Source organism: Agrobacterium larrymoorei (assembly GCF_030819275.1).
Lineage (GTDB): Bacteria > Pseudomonadota > Alphaproteobacteria > Rhizobiales > Rhizobiaceae > Agrobacterium > Agrobacterium larrymoorei_B.
The window spans coordinates 469,334-492,369 of record NZ_JAUTBL010000001.1; the positions used below are offsets into that span (position 1 = coordinate 469,334).

Annotated in this window: 19 protein-coding genes; 8 read left to right on the top strand and 11 right to left on the bottom strand. The window is 57.2% G+C overall.

Annotation, left to right across the window (positions count from 1 at the left end):
• Positions 1–71: 71 nt before the first annotated feature.
• Both QE408_RS02130 and QE408_RS02135 read left to right on the top strand, forming a co-directional pair.
• Entirely contained in the window at positions 72–989 is a 918-nt protein-coding gene (locus QE408_RS02130) for a LysR family transcriptional regulator (RefSeq protein WP_306928155.1), read from the top strand.
• Between the two features lie 145 nt (positions 990–1,134).
• The gene (locus QE408_RS02135; protein WP_306928157.1) at positions 1,135–1,857 is read left to right on the top strand and encodes a metallophosphoesterase; all 723 of its coding nucleotides are present in this window, start codon (positions 1,135–1,137) and stop codon (positions 1,855–1,857) included.
• Between the two features lie 186 nt (positions 1,858–2,043).
• Here QE408_RS02135 and QE408_RS02140 read toward each other — a convergent pair whose 3' ends face one another.
• The gene (locus QE408_RS02140) at positions 2,044–3,855 is read right to left on the bottom strand and encodes an IlvD/Edd family dehydratase (protein WP_306928159.1); all 1,812 of its coding nucleotides are present in this window, start codon (positions 3,853–3,855) and stop codon (positions 2,044–2,046) included.
• Between the two features lie 495 nt (positions 3,856–4,350).
• Here QE408_RS02140 and ytfQ point away from each other — a divergent pair, with 495 nt between their 5' ends.
• The 5 genes from ytfQ (at position 4,351) to QE408_RS02165 (ending at position 9,776) form a co-directional block, all read left to right on the top strand.
• Positions 4,351–5,310 carry a galactofuranose ABC transporter, galactofuranose-binding protein YtfQ gene (ytfQ, locus tag QE408_RS02145; RefSeq protein ID WP_306928161.1) on the top strand — a complete coding sequence of 320 codons (960 nt, stop codon included), beginning with the start codon at positions 4,351–4,353 and terminating at the stop codon, positions 5,308–5,310.
• Between the two features lie 169 nt (positions 5,311–5,479).
• Positions 5,480–7,003, top strand: a complete 1,524-nt coding sequence (locus QE408_RS02150; protein ID WP_306928163.1) for a sugar ABC transporter ATP-binding protein — start codon at positions 5,480–5,482, stop codon at positions 7,001–7,003.
• A complete protein-coding gene (locus tag QE408_RS02155; RefSeq protein WP_306928165.1) occupies positions 7,003–8,046 on the top strand; it encodes an ABC transporter permease in 1,044 nt (347 codons plus the stop codon). Before QE408_RS02150 ends, QE408_RS02155 begins: the two co-directional genes overlap by 1 nt.
• Positions 8,043–9,023, top strand: a complete 981-nt coding sequence (gene yjfF / locus QE408_RS02160) for a galactofuranose ABC transporter, permease protein YjfF (protein WP_306928167.1) — start codon at positions 8,043–8,045, stop codon at positions 9,021–9,023. Before QE408_RS02155 ends, yjfF begins: the two co-directional genes overlap by 4 nt.
• A gap of 21 nt (positions 9,024–9,044) precedes the next feature.
• Entirely contained in the window at positions 9,045–9,776 is a 732-nt protein-coding gene (locus tag QE408_RS02165; RefSeq protein WP_306928169.1) for a FadR/GntR family transcriptional regulator, read from the top strand.
• Between the two features lie 51 nt (positions 9,777–9,827).
• On the opposite strand, the gene QE408_RS02170 is transcribed toward QE408_RS02165, so the two are convergent.
• The 8 genes from QE408_RS02170 to QE408_RS02205 form a co-directional block, all read right to left on the bottom strand.
• Positions 9,828–13,094 carry an error-prone DNA polymerase gene (locus QE408_RS02170; RefSeq protein ID WP_306928171.1) on the bottom strand — a complete coding sequence of 1,089 codons (3,267 nt, stop codon included), beginning with the start codon at positions 13,092–13,094 and terminating at the stop codon, positions 9,828–9,830.
• Positions 13,091–14,605 carry a DUF6504 family protein gene (locus QE408_RS02175; RefSeq protein ID WP_306928172.1) on the bottom strand — a complete coding sequence of 505 codons (1,515 nt, stop codon included), beginning with the start codon at positions 14,603–14,605 and terminating at the stop codon, positions 13,091–13,093. The genes QE408_RS02170 and QE408_RS02175 overlap by 4 nt, the downstream gene beginning before the upstream one ends.
• Positions 14,520–15,281 (bottom strand): ImuA family protein, encoded by a 762-nt coding sequence (locus tag QE408_RS02180; RefSeq protein WP_306928174.1) that lies wholly within the window; start codon positions 15,279–15,281, stop codon positions 14,520–14,522. Before QE408_RS02180 ends, QE408_RS02175 begins: the two co-directional genes overlap by 86 nt.
• Before the next feature lie 148 nt (positions 15,282–15,429).
• On the bottom strand, positions 15,430–16,701 hold the full coding sequence (locus tag QE408_RS02185) for an O-antigen ligase family protein (RefSeq protein WP_306928176.1): 1,272 nt from the start codon (positions 16,699–16,701) through the stop codon (positions 15,430–15,432).
• A gap of 7 nt (positions 16,702–16,708) precedes the next feature.
• Complete coding sequence (locus QE408_RS02190) at positions 16,709–17,977, bottom strand: polysaccharide biosynthesis/export family protein (RefSeq protein ID WP_306928178.1); 1,269 nt, start codon at positions 17,975–17,977, stop codon at positions 16,709–16,711.
• A gap of 119 nt (positions 17,978–18,096) precedes the next feature.
• On the bottom strand, positions 18,097–18,777 hold the full coding sequence (locus tag QE408_RS02195) for a sugar transferase (RefSeq protein WP_306928179.1): 681 nt from the start codon (positions 18,775–18,777) through the stop codon (positions 18,097–18,099).
• 667 nt (positions 18,778–19,444) lie between these two features.
• Positions 19,445–20,005 (bottom strand): type 1 glutamine amidotransferase domain-containing protein, encoded by a 561-nt coding sequence (locus tag QE408_RS02200; protein WP_306928180.1) that lies wholly within the window; start codon positions 20,003–20,005, stop codon positions 19,445–19,447.
• A gap of 42 nt (positions 20,006–20,047) precedes the next feature.
• Positions 20,048–20,269 carry a hypothetical protein gene (locus QE408_RS02205; RefSeq protein WP_306928181.1) on the bottom strand — a complete coding sequence of 74 codons (222 nt, stop codon included), beginning with the start codon at positions 20,267–20,269 and terminating at the stop codon, positions 20,048–20,050.
• Between the two features lie 307 nt (positions 20,270–20,576).
• Here QE408_RS02205 and QE408_RS02210 point away from each other — a divergent pair, with 307 nt between their 5' ends.
• On the top strand, positions 20,577–21,230 hold the full coding sequence (locus QE408_RS02210; protein WP_306928182.1) for a glutathione S-transferase family protein: 654 nt from the start codon (positions 20,577–20,579) through the stop codon (positions 21,228–21,230).
• Between the two features lie 85 nt (positions 21,231–21,315).
• On the opposite strand, the gene QE408_RS02215 is transcribed toward QE408_RS02210, so the two are convergent.
• Positions 21,316–22,218 (bottom strand): amino acid ABC transporter substrate-binding protein, encoded by a 903-nt coding sequence (locus QE408_RS02215; protein ID WP_306928183.1) that lies wholly within the window; start codon positions 22,216–22,218, stop codon positions 21,316–21,318.
• Entirely contained in the window at positions 22,215–23,033 is an 819-nt protein-coding gene (locus QE408_RS02220) for an amino acid ABC transporter substrate-binding protein (protein ID WP_306928184.1), read from the bottom strand. The genes QE408_RS02215 and QE408_RS02220 overlap by 4 nt, the downstream gene beginning before the upstream one ends.
• Positions 23,034–23,036 lie beyond the last annotated feature (3 nt).

A 23,036-nucleotide genomic window follows, 5' to 3' on the forward strand; every position in this document is an offset into this window, starting at 1 on the left:
GGGCTTGCAGGCATAGAAGCAAGGTCTTATGCTTGCACCACATTCAACGATGCACTGAACGGAAATCATTCATGCCACCGTTCCTTCGGTCCGAGCTGCCGGACCTCGCCGCTTTCTCCATCGTCGTCCGGCGCCGCAGTTTCAAGGCAGCCGCGATCGAACTGGGGATCACGGCATCTGCTCTGAGCCATGCGATCCGCCGGTTGGAAGAGCGCCTCGGCACGAAGCTCCTCAATCGTACAAGCCGAAGCGTTGCGCCGACGCCTGCGGGTTTGCGCTTTGCCGCACGCCTTGAGGCAGGGTTTGACGAGATCGGCTCGGCACTGTCCGAGATGGAGGACGGACATGCCGGCGCCTTCGGCGAGCTGCGCCTGAACATTCCTGCCGACGCCAGTCGCCTTCTGGTCAGCCCGGTGCTACCGACCTTTCGCAGGCTCCTGCCGGATATGCGGTTTACGGTCGTCGTCGAAAATCGCCCTGTCGACATGGTGGCTGAAGGCTTTGATGCGGGGATACGATATGGGGATACAGTTCCCGAAGATATGATCGCCGTCGCGCTCACCGAGCCTTTGGAATGGGTGGTCGTCGGCGCCCCGAGCTATTTCGACACCCATGGCCGACCGAAGAGTCCAGAAGACCTGATGCAACATTCCTGCTTGCGCCTTCTGCTGGGCGACAATTCCGCCTTCCGATGGGAGTTGGGCAATGGCGATGCCATGATACGGATCGACGTGCCTGGAACCTGCACCATCAACGATACGCAGACCACCATCGATGCTGCCGCCGATGGCCTGGGTCTCGGTTATATCTTGAAACGGCGCGCTGAGTCGGAATTACGCGACGGACGGCTGGAGGTCGTCCTGCCTGAATGGTCGTCGACCGGTGCAGGTTTCCACATGTACTATCCCAGCCGACGGCAAAACCACCCGGCGCTACGCCATTTGATCGAACTCATACGAGCGCGGGAAGGACTGCCACACCTGGCGTGATGAAGCCTCACTCCAGCCGGTCGGAACGCCAAAAGATCATCCCGTCGCGCAGTCCGGTAGAACGTTTCCCTTTGAACACGAAGTGCTCTAAGTCTTGGGATCAATACCGCGGCTCCCGCCCCTTCTCGAGACATATGGTCCCGCCATGCGCCAAAAGCTTTTCTTCTCCGAACGACCGGAGGTCATCTACGCAGTGGGCGATGTCCATGGCTGTCTCGACCTTCTTCACATCCTGCAGGAGAAGATCAGGGCCGACGCCGCGTTGGAGACGGGCGACAAGTGGATCATCATGCTCGGCGACTATGTCGATCGCGGACCGAAATCCTCTGGTGTCCTTGAAGAGCTGAGCACGACCCAGCCTGACGGCATTCAGCGTTTCTGCCTTTCGGGAAACCACGAAGAGTCGATGCTGGATTTTCTCAAGAATCCTCACCGGGATCACCGCTGGCTGGAATTCGGCGGGCTGGAAACCTTGCAGTCCTATGGTATCCCTTGGCTACCAGACGACAATCGGCAATTGCGCATAGCGGTGCAGCAGGCCATTCCGCCCCATCACATCACCTTTGCCGCTGGCCTTCCTTCGCTGATCGCGGTGCCCGGACTATGCTTCGTGCATGCCGGGCTTTTGAACGACGTTCCCCTCGAACAGCAGGAGGATAAACACCTCCTCTGGATCCGTCCGAGCCAGCAGGGAGCGCCTTCGGTGCCGAACCCGTTTCTCACGGTTCACGGTCACACGCCGGTGCGCAATGTTGCAATGGTCGATAACCGGCTGAATGTCGATACCGGCGCCTTCATGACGCGACGCCTTTCTGCCGTGAAAATCAAACGGGATGGCGAAGTTACGGTTATGACGTCAGACGGATAAAGCACATCGCGCTGAAACGTGCAGCGGCTTGGCGATAACAACATACGACGGGAAAAAGGACCAAAGCGTAAAGAGCGGATCTGAAAGATCGCGACAGGCCTTGGACAAAGAAAAGCCACCGGCTGAGTAACAACCGGCGGCGAGAAAAAGACGTGCCGGACTGCTCCGGCACGTCAGCGAACCAAGTTAGTGGTTATCGCGCGGGAGACCCTTGGTCTGGGCGATGCGCTGATACTTTACGGCTGGCTCAAGAACTGCACCCGTTTCCATCTGACCGACGATGCCGCGCTGGATTTCCTGCCAAGGCGTCTGGTGATCAGGGTACTTGTAGCCACCCTGAGAATTCAGCGCCTCATAGCGCTTCGCCAGCTCTTCCGGCGAAATCAGGATATCGGCGGTGCCTCTGCCCACATCGATACGAACGCGGTCGCCGGTCTGAAGAATGGCAAGACCGCCACCTGCTGCCGCTTCCGGCGAGGCATTGAGGATCGACGGGCTGCCCGAGGTACCGGACTGACGGCCGTCGCCGATGCAAGGCAGCGAGTTGACGCCTTCCTTCAGCAGGTAATCGGGAGCACGCATGTTGACGACTTCAGCCGCACCGGGATAGCCGATCGGGCCTGCGCCGCGCATGAAGAGAACCGTCTGCGCGTCGATACCAAGCGACGGGTCGTCGATGCGGTGGTGATAATCTTCCGGACCGTCGAATACGACCGCACGGCCTTCGAAAGCCTCGGGATCGTTCGGGTTGGAAAGATAACGCTCGCGGAATTCCGGGCTGATAACGCTGGTCTTCATGATGGCGGAAGAGAAGAGGTTGCCACGCAGAACGCGGAAACCTGCACGCTCCTTCAACGGACGGTCGTAAGGACGGATGACCTTTTCGTCCTCGATGATTGCGCCACGGCAGTTTTCGCCGATCGTCTTGCCGTTGACGGTCATGGCGTCTTCCATGATGAGGCCCTGCTCCATCAACTGGTTGACGACGGCCGGAACGCCACCGGCGTGGTAATAGTCTTCGCCGAGATATTCGCCGGCTGGCTGCAGGTTGACGAGCAGCGGAACTTCTTCGCCATAGGTCTGCCAGTCATCGACAGTCAGTTCGACGCCGACGTGGCGTGCAAGACCGTTCAGATGGATCGGCGCATTGGTGGAACCGCCGATTGCCGAGTTGACACGGATGGCGTTGATGAAGGCATCCTTGGTCATGATATCGGACGGCTTCAGGTCTTCCTTCACCATCTCGACGATACGAAGACCGGTGAGGTACGAAATCTCCTGGCGATCGCGATAGGGCGCGGGGATCGCGGCAGAGCCCGGAAGCTGCATGCCGAGCGCTTCGGCGAGCGAGTTCATCGTGGTCGCCGTGCCCATGGTGTTGCAATAGCCGGTCGATGGCGCGGAGGAAGCAACGAGCTTGACGAAGCCCTGATAATCGATCTCGCCCTTCGCCAGAAGTTCACGAGCCTTCCAGACGATGGTGCCCGAACCGGTGCGCTCGCCACGGAACCAGCCGTTCAGCATCGGGCCGACGGAGAGCGCGATGGATGGAATGTTCACGGTGGCCGCCGCCATGAGACAGGCAGGCGTTGTCTTGTCACAGCCGATCGTCAGAACGACGCCATCGAGCGGATAGCCATAAAGCACTTCGACGAGGCCGAGATAGGCAAGGTTACGGTCGAGACCGGCAGTCGGGCGCTTGCCGGTTTCCTGGATAGGATGGACAGGAAATTCGATGGCAATGCCGCCCGCTTCGCGGATACCTTCACGAAGGCGGTTCGCCAGTTCCAGATGGTGGCGGTTGCAAGGCGAAAGGTCGGAACCCGTCTGCGCGATACCAATGATCGGGCGATCCGACTGCAATTCAGCCTGGCTCAGACCGAAATTCATGTAACGCTCGAGATAGAGCGCCGTCATGTCGGCATTTGCGGGATTGTCGAACCACGCGCGTGAGCGCAGCTTGCCTTGCGGGGCGGTCAAATTCTTCGAGTCTGTCATGATAGTGGTCTCCAGCCGGAAGTGGCGAACGGGTAGGTCAACGGGAGTGCGACGAATTCATGGTGAAGCGTCGACAATGGGACCACGCAAACGCGTAGCGGAGACGACGACATCTGGCAAGGCGGACATCGGCCCAAACCTTCCACTGCGCCCAAACTCTCGCTGACGACTCGCACGATTCCTCCCGCCTCAATCTTTTTCTTCCCCTGCCTGATCTGGGGCAAGTGAGGAACGCGGTCAATGCCGCAGATTGTTCTTTGTATTCGTATTACTATTTCGGCATCCACGCAATTGTCAAGAAACATGCGGGCAGGCATGGCAGACGCTGAGAAAAAATATTACTAATTTATCTCATTGAATCTAAATGACATTATTTGGAATGACCTGTTCCATTTTACCCTCGATGACGATTTTAAGCAAAAAATCTCTTTCCAAAGATATTACTATATGCTGATATCGCTTCGTCAGCCGACATCATCTCTGGGAGGATTAAAGATGAAAAAAGCACTCGCGGCGGTTACCGTCGCTCTTTCCGTATGCCTTGCATCCGGCGTATCCGCAAAGTCACTCACCGTCGGCTTCTCGCAGATCGGTTCGGAATCGGGCTGGCGCGCTGCGGAAACAACCGTCACCAAGCAGCAAGCCGAAAAGCGTGGCGTCAATCTCAAGTTCGCCGACGCGCAGCAGAAGCAGGAAAACCAGATCAAGGCCGTTCGTGGCTTCATCGCCCAGGGCGTTGACGCCATTCTGATTGCACCTGTCGTGGCCACGGGCTGGGATGCCGTTCTGAAAGAAGCCAAGGAAGAAAACATTCCTGTTATTCTTCTCGACCGTCAGATCGAAGCACCAGACAACCTCTATCTGACCGCTGTGACTTCCGATCAGGTTCACGAAGGCAAGGTTGCCGGTGACTGGTTGGTGAAGGATGTCGGTTCGAAGGACTGTAACGTCGTCGAGCTTCAAGGCACGACCGGCTCTTCGCCTGCCATCAACCGCAAGAAGGGCTTCGAAGAAGCTATCGCTTCGCACAAGAACATCAAGATCACCCGCTCGCAGACCGGCGACTTCACCCGCACCAAGGGTAAGGAAGTCATGGAAAGCTTCATCAAGGCTGAAAATGGCGGCAAGAACATCTGCGCAGTGTACGCTCACAATGACGACATGGCTGTCGGCGCGATCCAGGCCATCAAGGAAGCCGGTCTGAAGCCCGGCACTGACATCAAGGTTGTCTCCATCGACGCTGTTCCGGATATCTTCAAGGCGATGGCTGCCGGTGAAGCGAACGCGACCGTCGAACTGACGCCGAACATGGCTGGCCCTGCCTTCGATGCACTCGAAGCCTACCTGAAGGACAAGAAAGAGCCGAAGAAGTGGATCCAGACGGAATCCAAGCTCTACACGGCGTCCGACGATCCGATGAAGGTCTACGAAGCCAAGAAAGACCTCGGCTACTAAGCCCAGCTTGGGGGTGAAGCCCGCTTCACCCCAGATGCTCTAACGCTTCCGTTCTTGCGCATTGCAGGGTGCCCGCTTGCTCTTTGCTGCCTAAAATCGGAACTGGCGATCGGAACGGTGCTCCGGCACCGTTTCCATTCACGCTTTTTCTTCAATGGAATGCTTCAGAATGTCCGAACAAACGTCCCTTCTGGAAGCACGTGCCATCGGTAAGTCCTTCCTCGGCATAACCGCTCTCGACAATGTCGATTTCACCTTGCGCGCGGGCGAAGTCCACGCGCTGCTTGGCGAAAATGGTGCCGGCAAATCCACGCTCATCAAAATCCTGACCGGCGTTTACACCCGCGATAAGGGAACAGTGCGCCTCAATGGCGACGAGATTTTCCCCACCGATGTCGGTGAAGCGCAGGCTCTTGGCATTGGCACCGTCTATCAGGAGGTCAATCTCCTGGAAAACCTGACCGTTGCCGAAAATCTCTTTCTCGGCCGGCAGCCGCGCCGCTTCGGCCTCATCGACAAGCGCACTATGCGCGACGAGGCAAAGAAGCTGCTTGGCCGTTACGGCCTGAACATCGACGTCGATGCCCTTCTCTCCAGCTATTCCGTCGCCATCCGGCAGATCATTGCCATTGCGCGCGCTGTCGATCTCTCCGGCAAGGTCCTCGTCCTCGATGAGCCGACGGCCAGTCTCGATACGCATGAAGTCGAGATGCTCTTCACGGTGTTGAGACAGTTGCGCGCCGAAGGCCTTGGCATCGTCATCATCACTCACTTCCTCAACCAGGTTTACGACATTGCCGACCGCGTCACGGTTCTGCGCAATGGCAAGCTGGTGGGAACGCGCACCATTTCGGAGCTTCCGAGAGGCGAGCTCATTTCCATGATGCTTGGCCGCGAATTGCAAAATGTCACGCATAATCGCCAGCCCTCCGACAATGATGTGGTCGAAGGTGCACCCGCCATCCGTTTTCAAGGCTACGGCAAGCGCGGCAGCGTCGAACCCTTCGATCTCGATATTCGACCGGGGGAAGTGGTCGGCATTGCAGGGCTCCTCGGTTCTGGCCGCAGCGAAACCGCCTTCCTTCTCTTCGGCATCGACAAGCCGGAGAGCGGAACGGCGACCATTGACGGCAAACAGGTTTCCATCCAGTCACCGGAAGCGGCCATCGAACAGGGCTTTGGCTTCTGTCCCGAAGAGCGCAAGACGGATGGCATCATAGGCGATTTTTCCGTCGCCGATAATATCGCGCTTGCCCTGCAAGCCCGCCAGGGCTGGATGCGACCGATCTCCAAGCGTCAAAAGGCAGCGCTTGCCGACGACTTCATCAAGTCGCTCGACATTCGTCCTGCCGATCGCGAACGCCCGATCAAATTCCTCTCCGGTGGCAATCAGCAAAAGGCAATCCTTGCCCGCTGGCTGGCGACCGAGCCTCGCCTTCTTATTCTCGACGAGCCGACGCGCGGCATCGATATCGGGGCGCACGCCGAAATCCTGAAGATGATCGAGAAGCTTTGCCAGGAGGGCATGTCGCTCGTCGTCATTTCCTCGGAACTGGAAGAACTGACGGCGGTCGCCCATCGCGTCATCGTCCTGTCGGACCGTCGCCATGTTGAAGAACTCAAGGGATCCGACGTGACTGCAGAAAACATCATGAAGGCGATTGCCACCTCCGCCCGAACGGAGGCCGCGTGATGAAGAGCGTGACATTGAAGTTGAAGAGACTGGCCCCGCAGTTCATCGCGCTGTTCATCATTCTGGCTGCCATTACGGTGATCTCACCTGGCTTCCTGAATGTCTCGATGCAGAATGGACGCCTCTACGGCAGCCTTATCGATATTCTGGTACGCGCCGCGCCCGTCGCACTTTTGACGATCGGCATGACGCTCGTCATCGCCACCAAAGGTATCGATCTTTCGATTGGCGCGGTGATCGCCATTTGCGGCGCTGTTGCAGCGACGCTGATCAGCGCGGGACATTCCATTCCGGTGGTGATTGCCGTTTCACTGGCTGTGGGCATCGCCTGCGGCATCTGGAATGGCATCCTTGTTGCCGTGCTGGATATCCAGCCGATCATCGCCACCCTCATCCTGATGGTTGCCGGCCGCGGCATTGCACAGCTGATTACCGAAGGCGTCATCTTGACCTTCAACAATGACAGCTTTGCTGCCATCGGTTCTGGCTCCTTTGCAGGCGTTCCGCTCCCCGTTGTCATCTGGGTGGCGAGTGCCGTTCTTATCGGTCTTCTGGTGCGCAAATCCGCGCTCGGTTTCCTGATCGAGGCGACCGGCATCAACCGCCGTGCGGCAGCACTTGCCGGGGTTCGCGCCCGCTTCCTGCTGTTCTTCGTCTACGCGATTTCGGGGCTTTGTGCCGCCATCGCCGGTATGATCGTGACCGCGGATATTCGTGGTGCAGATGCCAACAATGCCGGGCTCTGGCTGGAACTCGATGCAATCCTGGCGGTCGTCATCGGTGGCACGTCGCTGAATGGCGGACGCTTCTCCATCACTGCTTCGCTCATCGGCGCGCTGATCATCCAGACGATCAATACCGGTATTCTCGTCTCGGGCTTCCCGCCGGAATTCAACCTGATCATCAAGGCAGGGATCATCATCGTGGTTCTGACGCTTCAATCGCCAGCACTCGTCACGCTTCTCGGCTTTGCCAGGACGCCAAAGAAACCAAGCCCGGCGGCACCGGCACCCACCGCAAACAAAGGAGAAGCCGCGCGATGATCCACACCCGCAACCTTCCCTTTTTCACGACGCTGGCGATCTTCATCATTGCCTATGCTCTGTGCGTATCCCAGTACCCCGGCATTCTCAGCACAAGGGTCATCGGCAATCTTCTGACAGATAATGCGTTTCTCGGCATTGCGGCTGTCGGCATGACATTCGTGATCCTGTCTGGCGGTATCGATCTGTCCATTGGCTCGGTCATTGCTTTTGCCAGCGTCTTCGTTGCCGTGCTCGTCAACGGATATGGTGTTCATCCGCTCATTGCCTTTGCAGCAGTGCTTGTCATCGCGACGATTTTTGGCAGCCTCATGGGTGCCATGATCCGCTTTCTCGCAATCCCGCCCTTCGTGGTCACCCTCGCGGGCATGTTTCTGGCTCGCGGTGCCGCCTATCTCATGTCGACCGATTCCGTTCCGATCTCCCATCCGGTCATCGACGCGATCCAAGGCTTCTATATTCGCGTGCCCGGCGGCGGTCGGTTGACGGCGCTTGCCATCGTCATGCTCGTCGTCTTCGCGGTTGGCATGCTGGTTGCGGCACGCACACGCTTCGGCGCTAATGTCTACGCGCTTGGTGGAAACCAGCAATCGGCAGAACTGATGGGCGTTCCCGTCGCCAAAACTACCGTTGGCATCTACGCGCTCTCCGGTTTTCTTTCCGGCCTCGCGGGTATCGTCTACACGCTCTACACCTCGTCCGGTTATTCTCTGGCAACTGTGGGTGTCGAACTGGATGCGATCGCGGCGGTCGTCATTGGCGGAACGCTTTTGACAGGCGGAACAGGCCTCGTCGCCGGCACCTTCATCGGTCTTATGATCCAGGGCCTCATTCAGACCTATATCGTTTTCGATGGAACACTGTCATCTTGGTGGACGAAAATCGTCATCGGCATACTTCTGTTCATATTCATCGTTTTGCAACGCACAATCATCTGGTACTCAAACAGAAGAATGGCGGCGGCTCACCCGGCATAGCAGCAGCGAGGGAGATAGTTGTTGGGGTTACTGGAAAACACGATATCGGGACGAAAGCGGCGCAACAGCCATGCGCACGTCGTGGCGGAACTTGGCAGCGCCATTGTTTCGGGCCGGATACCGGAGGGTTCCCTTCTTCCCAACGATGCCGAACTTTCGCTTCGCTTCGGTGTTTCGAGAACCGTTCTCAGAGAGACGATGAAGACGCTGGCCGCCAAGCGGCTGGTGGAGGCCAAGGCAAAAGTCGGTACACGCGTTCTCGACAAGTCGAGCTGGAACTTCTTTGACCCGGATGTGCTGGGATGGCGCTGCGAAGCGGGCCTCGACCCTGAATTCATCGAGCATCTGGCCGAAATTCGTCTGGCGCTGGAGCCTGCCGCGGCAGCCGCGGCGGCACGGCACGCCTCCAGCGAGGATATCGTTTCCCTTTACGCGATTGCAGCCAAGTTCGATAACACCCACCATACAGCCGAGAGCATCGCCAAGGTCGACCTGGAATTTCACCTCGCCGTCGCCAGCATTTCCGGCAATCCGTTCATGCGCTCGGCAAGCGGATTGATCGAGGCAGCGCTGGCCATCTCCTTCAAACTCTCGTCGCCAGCCTCTGCTCCCGCAACCATCGCAGAGATTGCTGCCAACCATTTGCGCATTGTGCACGCCATTGCCGCGCGAGACGAAAACGCCGCTGTGAAGGCCATGAGGCATGTGATCGAAGTCGGCAAAGACCGGATAAAGAACGCAGCTCTGACATGAGTTGCCCCTCGCAAGCATGTACCTTGGGGGCTGGCAGGCGTAGGGTATAGTTCAATGGAAGTTGCGGCCCTTGACGGTGATGTGATCTTCATCGCTCTCCTGAAGAGCTGATCTCGGCGGCAATCCGCGCCTGTCACGCGCCGTCGGTATCCCGTGATGAAACTCATCGCCGCGACCATGCGGCAGCGGAAACGGCTTATCCCTCTCGCCGACACTTCTCAAAACATCCGACAGATCGGTGATACGGTGGGCAACGACGTGGACGACCTCGCCTTCACGCTGAAGCTTGCCGTAAATCCCAACCATCCCCGCCGACAGGATGACACGGCGATACTTCTCGAAGGTCTTCACCCAGACGACGGCATTGGCAATGCCGGTCTCGTCTTCGAGCGTCATGAAGATGACGCCCTTTGCCGAGCCGGGGCGCTGCCGCACGAGCACCAGACCGGCCACTTCCAGCCAGCGACCGTCATTCGTCTTGAGCGTCTCAGCGCATGTTACGATCCGACGTCGGGCGAGATCCCGACGCAGGAAGCTCATGGGGTGGTCTCGCAGGGTCAGGCCTACATGACCATAGTCCTGCACCACCTCTCCGCCTGCGGTCATGGGTAGCAAGTTGACTTCCGGCTCCTGCAACTCCTCGATCAACGCGTTCTCTCGTGCAGCGGCAGCGGCGAAAAGCGGCAGGGGCTCATCGCGCAGCCCCTTGATCGCCCACAGTGCCTCACGACGCGAGAGACCAAGGGACGGAAGAAAGGCATCCGCCTCGGCAAGACAGACCAGCGCGGAAACCGGCACCCCTGCTCGTCTCCATAAATCATCGATAGATTGGAAAGGCAGCTCTTGCTGACAGGCGATGATGTTTGCCGCATGCTCGTTGGACAGCCCCTTCACCAGCCGCATACCAAGGCGCACGGCGTTGCGCTCCGGGCCGACCTTCTCCTCCAGCACGCAATCCCAGCGGCTCGCATTGACGCAGACGGGCCGAACCACGACGCCGTGGTCGCGTGCATCGCGAACAAGCTGTGCAGGGGCGTAAAATCCCATCGGCTGGGAGTTCAACAGCGCCGCACAGAAGATATCGGGATGGTGGCACTTCACCCATGCCGATGCATAGGCAATCAAGGCGAAGGAGGCTGCATGGCTTTCGGGAAAGCCATAGCTGCCGAAACCTTGAATCTGAGCGAAGAGTCGTTTGGCAAACTCTTCGCTAAAGCCATTTTCAATAAGCCCTCCGATAAGCCGTTTTTCGAAATTCGCGATAGTCCCAACATTTTTGAACGTGGCCATCGCCCGTCTCAGCTTATCCGCTTCACTGGGGGTAAAGCCGGCACAGTCGATGGCAATGCGCATGGCATGTTCCTGAAACAGCGGAACGCCAAGCGTCTTCTGAAGAACCTTTTCGAGGGTGGGATGCTCGTAATCGATCTTCTTGCCCTCAGCTATTTCCTGACGCCGCTTGAGATAGGGATGGACCATATTGCCCTGTATCGGACCCGGTCGCACGATTGCGACCTGAATGACGAGATCGTATAGCTTCCTCGGTCTCAGCCTTGGCAACATTGACATCTGCGCGCGGCTTTCGATCTGGAACGTGCCGATCGTGTCGGCCTTGCAGATCATATCGTAGGTCGGCCCGTCGTCGTTCTTGATGCTGGTGAGCCCAAACTCCTCGCCCTTGCGCACCGTCAGCATCTCGAAGGCCCTTCGCATGCAGGAGAGCATGCCGAGTGCCAGGCAATCCATCTTCATGAATTTGACGATCTCGATATCGTCCTTGTCCCATTCGATAATCCTCCTGTCCTTCATGGATGCGGGAAGAATGGGAACGAGTTCGTCTAGCCGGTCATGGGTCAAAACGAAACCGCCGGGATGCTGGCTGTAATGGCGGGGCGTTCCGATCAATTGACGCGCGAGATCGAAGGCAAGTCTGACGCGCCGATCCTCCAGATTGATGTTCAATTCATTGGCATGCTTCTCGCCCGTGCCTTCCGTCCACCACCAGATCTGCGAGGACATGAGCTTTGTCAGGTCTTCGGGAAGGCCAAGCACCTTGCCCACGTCCCGAATGGCCCCTTTGCCGCGATAACAAGTGACCACGGAACAAAGCGCCGCCTTATCGAACCCGTAATGATCGTAAATCCACTGAATGATCTCCTCGCGCCGCTGGTGCTCGAAATCGACATCGATATCCGGCGGCTCGTCGCGGTCCTCGGAGACGAAGCGTTCGAACAGAAGGTCGCTCTCATCCGGATCGATGGCCGTGATGCCGAGAACATAGCAGACAGCTGAATTGGCCGCGGATCCCCGTCCCTGACAGAGGATTTTCATCTCACGCGCTTGCCGGACAATTTTGTTGACGGTCAGGAAATAGGGCGCGTATTTCTTTTTGGCGATAATGGCCAATTCGTGCCGCAGCGTCTGCTCCACCTTCTCCGGCACACCATCGGGATAGCGCTTCGGCGCTTCGTCCCATACGAATTTTTCCAGCGCTTCCTGTGCCGTCATTCCCGGGACTTGTCGCTCGTCCGGATATTGATATTCCAGTTCCGAGAGGGAAAACCGGCACTTCTTCACGATCTTCAGTGTGTTTTCCAACGCATCCGGATAGGCAGAAAAAAGCCGGTACATTTCCTCCGGCGGCTTCAGATAGCGATCGGCATGACGCTCGCGCCTGAAGCCGGCATCGTCGATCGTGCAGTTGTGGCGAATGCAGGTGACGACATCCTGCAACATGCGACGACCGGGCTCATGAAAAAGAACATCATTGGTGACGACCGTTGCCACACCGGCGCGCGCTGCCATCTGTGACAGTTCATAAAGACGCAGCGCGTCATTTGGCCGGCGGCGCAGGCTCATCGCCACATAGGCGCGATGACCGAAATCCGTCTTTATCCGGCGCAGATGGCTGGAAAGGCTTTCATCCGTCTCATCCGGCAGGAGAACCACGATAAGCCCTTCGCCATAGGCAACCAGATCACTCCATGTGAGCGAGCACTTGCCAGCCTTGCCGCCTTTCTTCCCGAATGTCAGCAGACGGCATAGCCGACCATAGGCCTCTCTGTTCGTGGGATAGACCAGCACGGAGACATCCTGCACCAAATCCAGCCTGCAGCCGACCACCAGCCGAAGCCCAAGCTCCTCGGCGATTTTATGCGCCCGGGGAATGGCCGCGAGGCTGTTGCGATCGACAATGCCCAACGCCTCTATGCCGAGCGCTTTAGCCTGAGCGAAAAGTTCCTCGCAGGAACTGGCGCCACGCAGAAAGGAAAAATGTGAGGTCACCTGCAGCTCGGCATAACGAACACCCGTACTCATGCGAAAAATCCATGCATGAACCACTCCAGAGAGCCGGTCTCGGTGTGCTCGCCGTCGCCGGAGCGGAATATCCAGAAGCGCTCGCCGCTCTCGTTTTCGACACGGAAATAATCGCGCACTGCCGAGAGCTCTCGATCGCGCTTCCACCATTCGCCAAAGACGCGCTCCGGCCCGTCGGCCCGCTTGACGATGTGACGCACCCCGCGCCATATGAAGCTTCGGGGAGGATGATCGGGCAGAAGCGCCACGGTCTGGATCGGCTCCGGCCTGAACAGAAGTCTCACCGGTCGCGGCCAGTGTTCCGGCCAGCCGGGCGCATCCGTAGCCTCGGCTGGAATTTTCTCAACGGAGCGCTCCGGCACATCGCTTTGAACCGCGGCATAGCGATAGACCTTGTGGCCACGGTTGAGGATGATATCGACAGCCTCGCCAATATCGCCTCCTGCCTCTTCCAGAAGAATGGAACGTGCTTGTCCGGCAAGAAGTGGCTCGGCATGGGTTGCCGTCAGCGTCATCTTCTCGATACCAAAACCCGGATCGATCGTCTCGATACGGTCGGTTAAAAGGCGGGACAATTGCTTGCTGTCGCGGGCGGGCTTCGAGGTTCCAGCCCGGATCGCCTGCACCCCACTGTCCACCCGATGGAAAACCAGATCGACGCGACGCGCACCAAGGCCACGTTTCTCCAGATCCAGACAGAGGCCGGACACAAGCTTGCGGGTGTACTTGGCGATGGTTTCTGCAGCACCAATCGGTTCGGGAAAGAAGCGGCGCACGGTCACCAGTTCTGCTACGCGGACCGGCTCTATCGGTTCCGACAGGACACCGTGAGCCTGATCCAGCCTGCGCCCCACTTCGGGGCCAAACCGCAAGGTGATCGGCGCGCGCGGCGCGGCTGCCAGTTCTCCAATACGGCGAAAGCCAAGGACCTTCAGCTCATTGACCAGATGGGCATCCAGTCGCAAGGCGGCAAGCGGCAGCGGCGCGAGAGCCTCTCTCACGCTACCTTCAGGTAAAATGGTGACGGCCTCGCGCCCGAAACGGGCAAGCGCGTGGGCAGCACCCCAGCTTTCGGCGATTGCCGCACGCGCCGTAAAACCCAGCGCATGCAGGCGATTGATCATGCCTGTCAGCATCAGCCTTTCATTACCATGCAGGTGATCGGCTCCGGTCGTATCGAGCACCAGCCCATCGGGCGCGTCCGGTGCAACGATGGGGGCGTAGATGCGCAAAAACCAGAAGGCCAGATCCTCAAGGGCTTTTGCATCATCCTCCGGCTTCAAGTCTTCGACAACAAGGCCCGGCAGAATGGCCTGCGCCTTGCTGGCTGGCATGCCAGGGCGCAAGCCCGCTTTCATCGCGGCGCTATTAAGAGCAGCCACGAGCCGGCGGCTTCCCTGGCGCGCAATCATCACCACGGGTGTTTCAACCGGTGGCGCTGCGTCCCCAAGCATCCTGCGGTATCGATCCGTCTGCCATGTCGGCAGGTATAGCGAGACGACCCTCTGCATCACAGGCTTCCACTTCCAGTTCAAAAGGTTCGCCACCCCGGACGCGCAACAATTCCACAAACCAGCGGGATCGCCCTACCCCGCGCACCGGCAAGGGTGTGGACGGACGCATGGAAATGCGCCACCGGGTGACGGCTGCGGTTGGTTGGCCGAAATCGCCAACACCACTCACATGGCGCCAGCGGCGAAGAGCAATGGCTGCCACGCCGGAAGCTTCCGCCGTCAGCTGCAGCCGCCGCGACATGTTCATCGGCAGCTTCGACACTTCACCGATCACGGCGCCAAAGCCGTTGCAGCGCAGCCCTTCCTCAAAACAGTCCAGCACGCCCTTTTCATCACGACACTCGACGATGATCAGCCGGTTATGCGAAAGCCCTGCCTGCGTGAGGGCTGGCATGAAGAGATCGGGACGGGTCACACACCACAGGATCTTGCCCTTTAACCGGGCCGCGATGCCCGCACAAAAGAGCGCTGATGCTGCACCATCCACGGCCCCGTTTCCGCCACCGCTCACCTCATGCAAGCTGCCAAGCTTCAAGCCTTGACCTGGAAGCCGCTCATCAATGGCAGGAATATTGAAGGGCAGAGTCTCCTGCTGTCTGGCAGGACCTTGGGTGATCCTCTCCAGCCTTTCTCGCAATTCCTCCACGACAAGCTGTTCTGCGCGCTTCTGCATGACACGAAACTTCTCAGAGCATTCCACGCTAAAAAACTAATGTTCACTTTTTGTTCTATATTCACAAAAGAGTCAACACGACTCCGCCGGACTCCTGTGGAGGGGTGAGAAGATTCTTTAGAGCGTTTCCTTGTTAAATTGAAACGCTCTATCCTCCCGCCAATGGCCGTACCGAGAGACCGGCCATGAAGGGCGATGTGACCACAGAACTGCGCCGCGGCAGGCTGAGTTTGCCAGCCGCATAAAACAGCAGGAAAGAGCCGATCTGGTATGGGAAGATAATATCGATCTCGACGAAGGAGCGGACGACGAAAAGAGCGCAGAGCGAAAACAGGATCAGCGCTTGGGGATCCTGATTGCGCATCAGGATCGAGCGCAAGTGGCCCAACAGCGTGCCATAGAGCAGGATCGCCAGCAGAATGAGACCGACGAAGCCGTTCTCCACCACCACTTCGATATAGGTGTTGTGGAAATGGAAGCCGCTACGACCGGTAATGAAGAAATCGTCCCACAACCTTTCGGCATCGGAAAATCCTGGCACCCAGAAACCCTGATAGCCGACACCGAAAATGGGGGCACGCTTGGCCGCCTCGATACCCTGCTGCCAAAGATAGGTACGTCCCGTCAACGTCGTATCCTTGCCGAACACGCCGAGGATTGCGTCGAAGAGACCGAACTGCAGCGCGGCCACGACAAACAGGCCGCCGAGGCCAACGGCTGCAAAAAACAGCATCTTCCTATTGCCGGGCGACAAGGCCCAGAGCGGTAACAGACCCGCCATCATGACAACGACGGCGGCTGTGGTGATCGCGGATGTCGCCGATTGGGAGGCAAGCAGGCTGTAGGCCGAAATCAGGCCGGCAACGCCTGCGATCGGCAACCATACGCCTCTTTGACGCAGCACGAGCACCGAGGCTGCGGCAAAGAGAACGCCAAGCGAGGCATAAAAGCCCAACTGGTTCTTCGAGGAGAAGGCGCCGACGAAGCTGGTCGTGCCATCCAGCGCATCGAAAAGATAGGTGCCGAAGAGCAGCGAGTAGACGAGCACGAGAGTGATGCCGATTAACGCGCCGCGTGTCAGTGTGCGGATCGAGATGACATGCATGGCAATCAGCGCGCAAACGATATGCGTCATGTACTGAATGGAGGCGCGCAGGCTGACGGACATGGCATCCGACCAGAAGCTCGACAGTATCGCCAGAATGCCGAAGGCGAAAATCCAGAAATAGCGAGCATAATTGCCAAGGACACGACGATAATCGACCACGACCAGAGGCAGCCAGACGGCGTAATAGGCAAGGATCGAGACTTGGCCGAACTTCGACGAATAGGCGAAGACGAAGAAGGACAGCGCCACCGCCGCCGTTCCGTAAAGTCCGTTTCTATCGGGATCGATCAGTGCCGATTTCGCAATCCGCATCGCCGCCTCACTGCATCAGCACTTCCGAGGAAACCTTGATAACGTCGCCAGGCTCAAGAGCCGTGGTTTCGTCAACCTTGATTTCCTTCGATTTTCCCTTGTCTTCACGCACAACGACATAGGAAATCGAGGCAGATTTGCCGGACGGATCGAAACGCAGAGCTTCCGCCGATTGCGCCAGGGCCTCCGACATGAGCTCTCGACTGGTGGAAAGTTGAAGGTTCAGCTTCTGCAATTCGGCCTGCGTATCCTGCAACTCTTTGGATCGCTGCGCGTCCCAATCGTTTCGCAGGTTGATCTCATCCTGGACCGCCTTGTTGATATCCTGCTTGGCGCGAAGCGCATTGGTATCGATATCGAGAAGCGTGGCCTCCACCTCGGCTGCGCGTTCTTCTGCGGAGATGCGGCGCTGAGCGAGTGCAAGGCCCTGCTCGTTCAAGCGATTGACCTTCTCGCGGTCTTCATTGGCCAATTGCAACTGCCGTTGCTGGCTATCTGCCTTCTTACGCAGAGATTCCACTTCCGCATCCAGCAGTTCGCGCAAATCCTTCAACGCCTTCAACTGAAGCGTATAGCGCTCGGTGCGAGACTTCATCAGCGCGCTTTCGCTTTCCAGGAGCGCGTCGATATTGACGACCTTTTCCATTTCAGGCGTCTTCTTGATCTCCTGCTCGCCGCTCACCTCGGCAATCAAACGCGCCTGACGTGCCAGAAGACGGCCGCGCTGGTCGTCATAGACGGCAGCGTCACCACGGGCATTGATGAAATCACGCGCAAAACGTTGCCCCGCATCGGAACGGCGCAGACCGCCTGCGAGGCTGACAGCCTTCAAAACCGTCATGTTGGGCGCATAGGGATATTCGCCGGGCGTTTGGACATCCCCCGTCAGGAAGACCGGACGGAATTGGGCAACTTCGACGGAAGCCGACGGAAGGTTGCGCAGGGCAAACTTGCTTTGAAGCTCTGCGCCAATCGCCTCTCCCACCTCGCCTGCGGTCTTTCCGGCGACATTCAACTGACCGATGAACGGAAGTGACAACGTACCGGACGGACCGACGGAGTAATCGCCGTTGATCACATCCCAGTTGCGGATGGTGCCGTCTGCCGGCTGCCACTCCGCAACGCGGATACGAAGCTTGTCAGCGGTTCCAAGTCGATACTGGCCATCCTGTGCGAGAGCGCTCAGCGGACTGGTGAGCAGCAGGGCTGCGGCGAAAGCCAGAGCGGTACGTTTACGCCATGTTTTAGGGAGAGGTTCGTCGGCAATGCCAACCATGTAAAACTCCATGTTGATGCCTTGAAAAGTGAATGCGCGACCGGTGCAAGTCCGGTCGCAGCCGCAAGGCATGGCACAGGTGGGAGGTCCTGCGTTCACGCCGAGTATCTATTCTGGCTTCAATAGCTGCCGCGGGACATGCAGACAGCGGGCACGGTTTTCATGATGATGGAAATGTCTTTCATCATTGACCAGTTCTGAACATATTGCGTGTCGTAATCCACGCGCTCCTTGTAGGAGACGTCGTTTCGACCGCTGATCTGCCAGAGACCGGTAAGACCAGGACGCGTGCTGAGATAGTAGCGCGCGGCACTTTCATAATAGTTGAGCTCTTCGTCCACGACAGGACGAGGACCGACAACACTCATTTCACCACGAATGATGTTGATGAGCTGTGGCAGTTCATCAAGGCTCAGCTTGCGAAGAACGCTGCCAACCGCTGTGACACGCGGATCGTTCTTCAGTTTTCTCGTTTGGCGCCATTCCTCCGCAGCCTGCGGATCGGTGGCGAGATATTGTTTCAGCACCTCATCTCCGTTCACGACCATCGTGCGGAATTTCAGGCAATGAAACGTGCGGCCATTATGGCCGATACGGCGGTGGCCGTAAAAAGCAGGTCCCTTGTCGGATAGTTTGACCAAGACCACGATCATGAGAAAGATCGGGCTGAGGACAAGAAGTGCGAGCAGTGCCGAGGAAACATCGAAACTGCGTTTCACGATGCCCCCGATGGGAAAACTCACATCAAACTCTTCAGAACCACTAAGCGGCGAAACAGCCGATCGAGTCGCGGACTTCATAGAGAGAACTCCATTTATGTTTTGCGATAGGTCGGTACCCGTTGGGCGCGTCATGCAGTCATCATGAGACATGAACTCTGTGGTCGGAATTTGATGCTTTTGAATTTTTTGTGAGGCAGCGTTACCCAGCACCCTAAAACGGACATCCCCAAATTCCTCACATGATGTTGGACGAGACTATTAATAACCGCCTATAAAAGGAACAACGGCAGGTGTTCGTCATGCAGTTCACGCATGATTACCAAACATATGTATTGCATGCCTATTTATATTAAAGCTGTTCTTCTGGTTTACTGGTTTCGGCAATTAAAAGGGCGAATACGCAGGCGTCTGCTAAATAAGATAGATGTAATATTTCTTATATGCGGCGCAGCAAAATTACGGCAGCGCACACACAAAATAATTAAAAATAAACCGATTTTGTTGGAAAAGATTAATTTCAACGGTCATCTGAAACGTTTCCGGGTCAAAAGGATGGCGTAATTAAGGCAGAAATGTGGCGAATTTTGCATCCCGGTCATATCTAGAGCCTTCCGACTCGTAACGTGCATGGGCGTCCTGCAATTCTTCTCTTATCCTTTTCCTATGGTACGGGCCTGCAACAAAAAAGGCCGGCGCGCAGATTGCGTACCAGCCCTTGATTGGCGTTCAAGCTATGAAAAATAGCTTATGCTGCCTGACGTTCGTGGCGGCCTTCTTCGACCTCTTCCACGATTTTGGCAACAAAGGCTTCCAGGTCGTCGGGATTACGGGACGTGACGATGCCCTTGTCGCAAACGACCTTCTCGTCCTTCCAGATGCCACCGGCATTTTTCACGTCGGTCTTGATCGAGCCGTATGAGGTCACCTCACGGCCGCGCACGGCATCGGCTTCGACGAGAAGCCAAGGTGCGTGGCAAATGGCCGCCACTACTTTACCAGACTTCACGAACTCCTTGACCACGCGCATCGCTTCATCATCGGTGCGCAGGACATCGGGGTTGATCTGGCCGCCCGGAAGCACGAGAGCATCGAAGTCTTCGATCCGAACGTCTTTTGCGAGAAGATCGACTTTAACGCTATCGCCCCAGTCCTTCTCATCCCAGCTCTTGATCTCGCCGTCCTTGATAGAAGCGATCTTGACGTCCGCGCCCTTGCGCTTCAGTTCTTCATAGGGAACGCGAAGCTCCGAACGCTCGTATCCGTCGGTCGCGAGAATGACGATCTTGGCAGAATTGATAGCAGTCATGGCTGTTTCCTTCCTGGTGTATATTTGTTGGGGGGGGGGTCGTTACGATTCCACGTCTGAATTCACAGACGGCAGAAAGAACTCGACATCGGCGATCCGCTCCTTGTCGAGAGTGGCGATGCGCTCCTGCCAGAAGCGTTCCGCTTCTTCAGGCTCGTTGTCGTACTGGCGAACAAATGTCTTGTTGTCGTCGATCATCACCTGGCGGGTGCCGCCGAGGAGCATGTATTCTTCCGCAAGCTTTCGCGTTTCGGTCTTTTCCACGTCAAAACCTCCTTGGCAGCCAAATTGTTTTGGCAGATTGGCGGAGACGGCCGGATGGATAAGAAGCTCGTCTGCCTTTTCGTTGGCCATCGGGAGAAAACGGAAAAATCCCGATGTTCTCCAGCACCATCACGTCCGTTTGACACGGCGCGTCTCCTGCCAATCGAACGTGGCCCTCCGCTATTGGTTCCGGAAAAATTAAAGCAGAGGTGAAGGGAACACATGGATGCAAAGCCGCTATGCTCCCTCGTCACTTTCCCTCAATAGACGTGCGCGGTAGCTTTCTTGAAGCCAAAGGGAGATCGTCATGGCAAAACTGTTGCGCCTCTTTTACAGCAATGGCGCCTGTTCGCTCGCGCCGCACATCGCGCTTGAAGAAACGGGCGCGACCTTCGAACCGGTCCGCATAGACTCGGCGTCCGGAGAGCAGCGCAAACCTGATTATCTCCGCATCAATCCAAAAGGCCGTGTGCCGGCGCTCGGCGTCGATGACTGGGTGCTGACGGAAAATCCTGCCATTCTACAGTTCATCGCCACCTCTTTTCCCGATGCAAAATTATGGCCGGAACAACTGCGCGATCAAGCGCGCGTGACGGAATGGCTCGGCTGGATCGCCTCTACCGTCCATGTCGCCTATGCGCATGTCCGCCGCGCGGAGCGCTATGCAGAAAGCGAAGAGGCACTGAAAGATGTCCGCGCGAAGGTTTTGGAGACGAGCCGCGATCTATGGCGAGCCGTCGACGCCCGCCTCGGTGCGGGGCCTTGGGCCATCGGCGATCTCTATACCGTCGCAGACCCCTATCTTCTGGTATTCTGGACCTGGGGACGCGGGCCAGTGCTTGGGTTCGATATGGCCAACGACTTCCCAAACTGGACAGCGCATGCGCAGCGGATGGCCAATCGGCCCGCCGTGCAACGGGCGTTTCAGCGCGAGGGCCTAAAACTGCCTGCCCAAAGCTGATCGGACTTGCCTACCCCCGCCTCCCGCTCCTAAATGGGAGAGATGAGAATTTCCTGGAAAGGACGAGCCGCCCTCTCCCCACCAATCATTCAATTACCTTCGGATTTATGATCGCGTCCATGAGCCACCGGTTCATCGGCAGATCGAGTTTGATGTTGAGCCCCGGCATCGGGTCTTCAAACCACCGCTTATAAATATCCCTGACGGCCCCAGTTTTATAGATGTCGGCCAATCCTTCATTCACCGCATTGACAAAAGGCTTATCGTTCAAGCGCATCATGAAGCCGAGCGGCTGTACATCCGTCAACTGTTCGTCCGAGAGCGCATAATCGGAAGGGTTTTGCGTGCGAGCGATCATCGTTTTCAGCAGGACTTCGTCCATTGCGAAGGCGGCAACACGACCATCCGTGACCATGTCGAATGCGGCTTGAAGGCTGTCGACCGGGACGGGTGAAATATTAAGTCTCCGCTTTCGGCTGATGTCATTGATCTCGTTGATATTGACCGTGCCGAGCGCCACGCTGACCGAGCGGCCCTTGAGATCGTCGAGCTTCGCCAATCCGTTCTTGCGCAGAGAGACATAGCGCGTCACGCCGTAAAAATGGCTGTACGAGAACGCCACACTCTTGCGCCGTTCCGCCGTATTGGTGCTGGCATTGCATTCGATGTCCATGCTCCCATCGTTCAAAAGCTGGATGCGATTGCTTGGCGTGCGCGGGACGAACTCTATGTCGATAGATCGCAATTTCAAACGCTGCTTCAACCGTTCCACTACGCCGCGGCAGAGATCGATCGAGTAACCAAGAACCTGACCATCAGCATTCAGGAACGAAAACGGCGCTGTCGAACCGTAACCGATCCTGATTTTCCCCGTCTGGACGATCCTGTCGAGAGTCGGCGTGTCGAAAATCTTGTCTTCGGCGCTCACCCGAAAAGGGGCTGCAAGGCAAAAGATCAACGAGAGACCTTGGAGGATACGCATTTTCATTGCAGATATTCCTTCGGCTCCTTGAAAGCCGCTTTCAGCTCCGAAGAGAGAGGAAGATTGAAATTTCGATTGTCCGGCGGCACCGGGGACATGAACCACTTATTGTAGATCGTCTCTATCTCACCGCCGGTGAACATTGTGAACAAAGCCTCGTTGACCAGCGCCTTGAATGCATCATCTCCCTTGGGCAAAAGAATGCCATAGGGCTCGGGAGGTCCGAAGGTCTCCCGAGAGATCGCATAGTCCTCCGGTGTCTTGGAGAAAGCCACATGCGCGGCCAACAGCACATCGTCCATGACGAAGGCGGATGCTCGATCGTTCTCCACCATGGTGAATGCTTCGGAATTCACCTTGGTAATCGCCACCGAGATATTCAGTTTTTGCGACCGGTTGACGTTTTGCAACTGTGCAATGTTGATGGTGCCTGTCGTCGAAGCGACGGTGCGACCCGAAAGATCCTTGATACTGTTGAGATTGCTGGATTTCTTCGACACGAAACGGGTCGCGGTGATGAAGTGCGGATAGGAAAATGCCACTTGCTCTCGCCGCTCGGCATTGTTGGTCGTTGCGCTGCATTCCATGTCGATCTTACCCGACTTAACCAGAACGAAACGCGTTCCTGGCGTGGCCACCACATAATTGATTTTGAGCGCATCAAGCTTCAGTGCATCTCGGACGTGATCCGCGATCCTCTGACAGATGTCGATAGAGTAGCCGCGCACGACGCCATCTGGCGTCACGTAGGAAAACGGCAATTCATCCGTGCGATGCCCGATCGTAATCGTCTTCGTTCGCGCTATCTTTTCAAGCGTCACGCT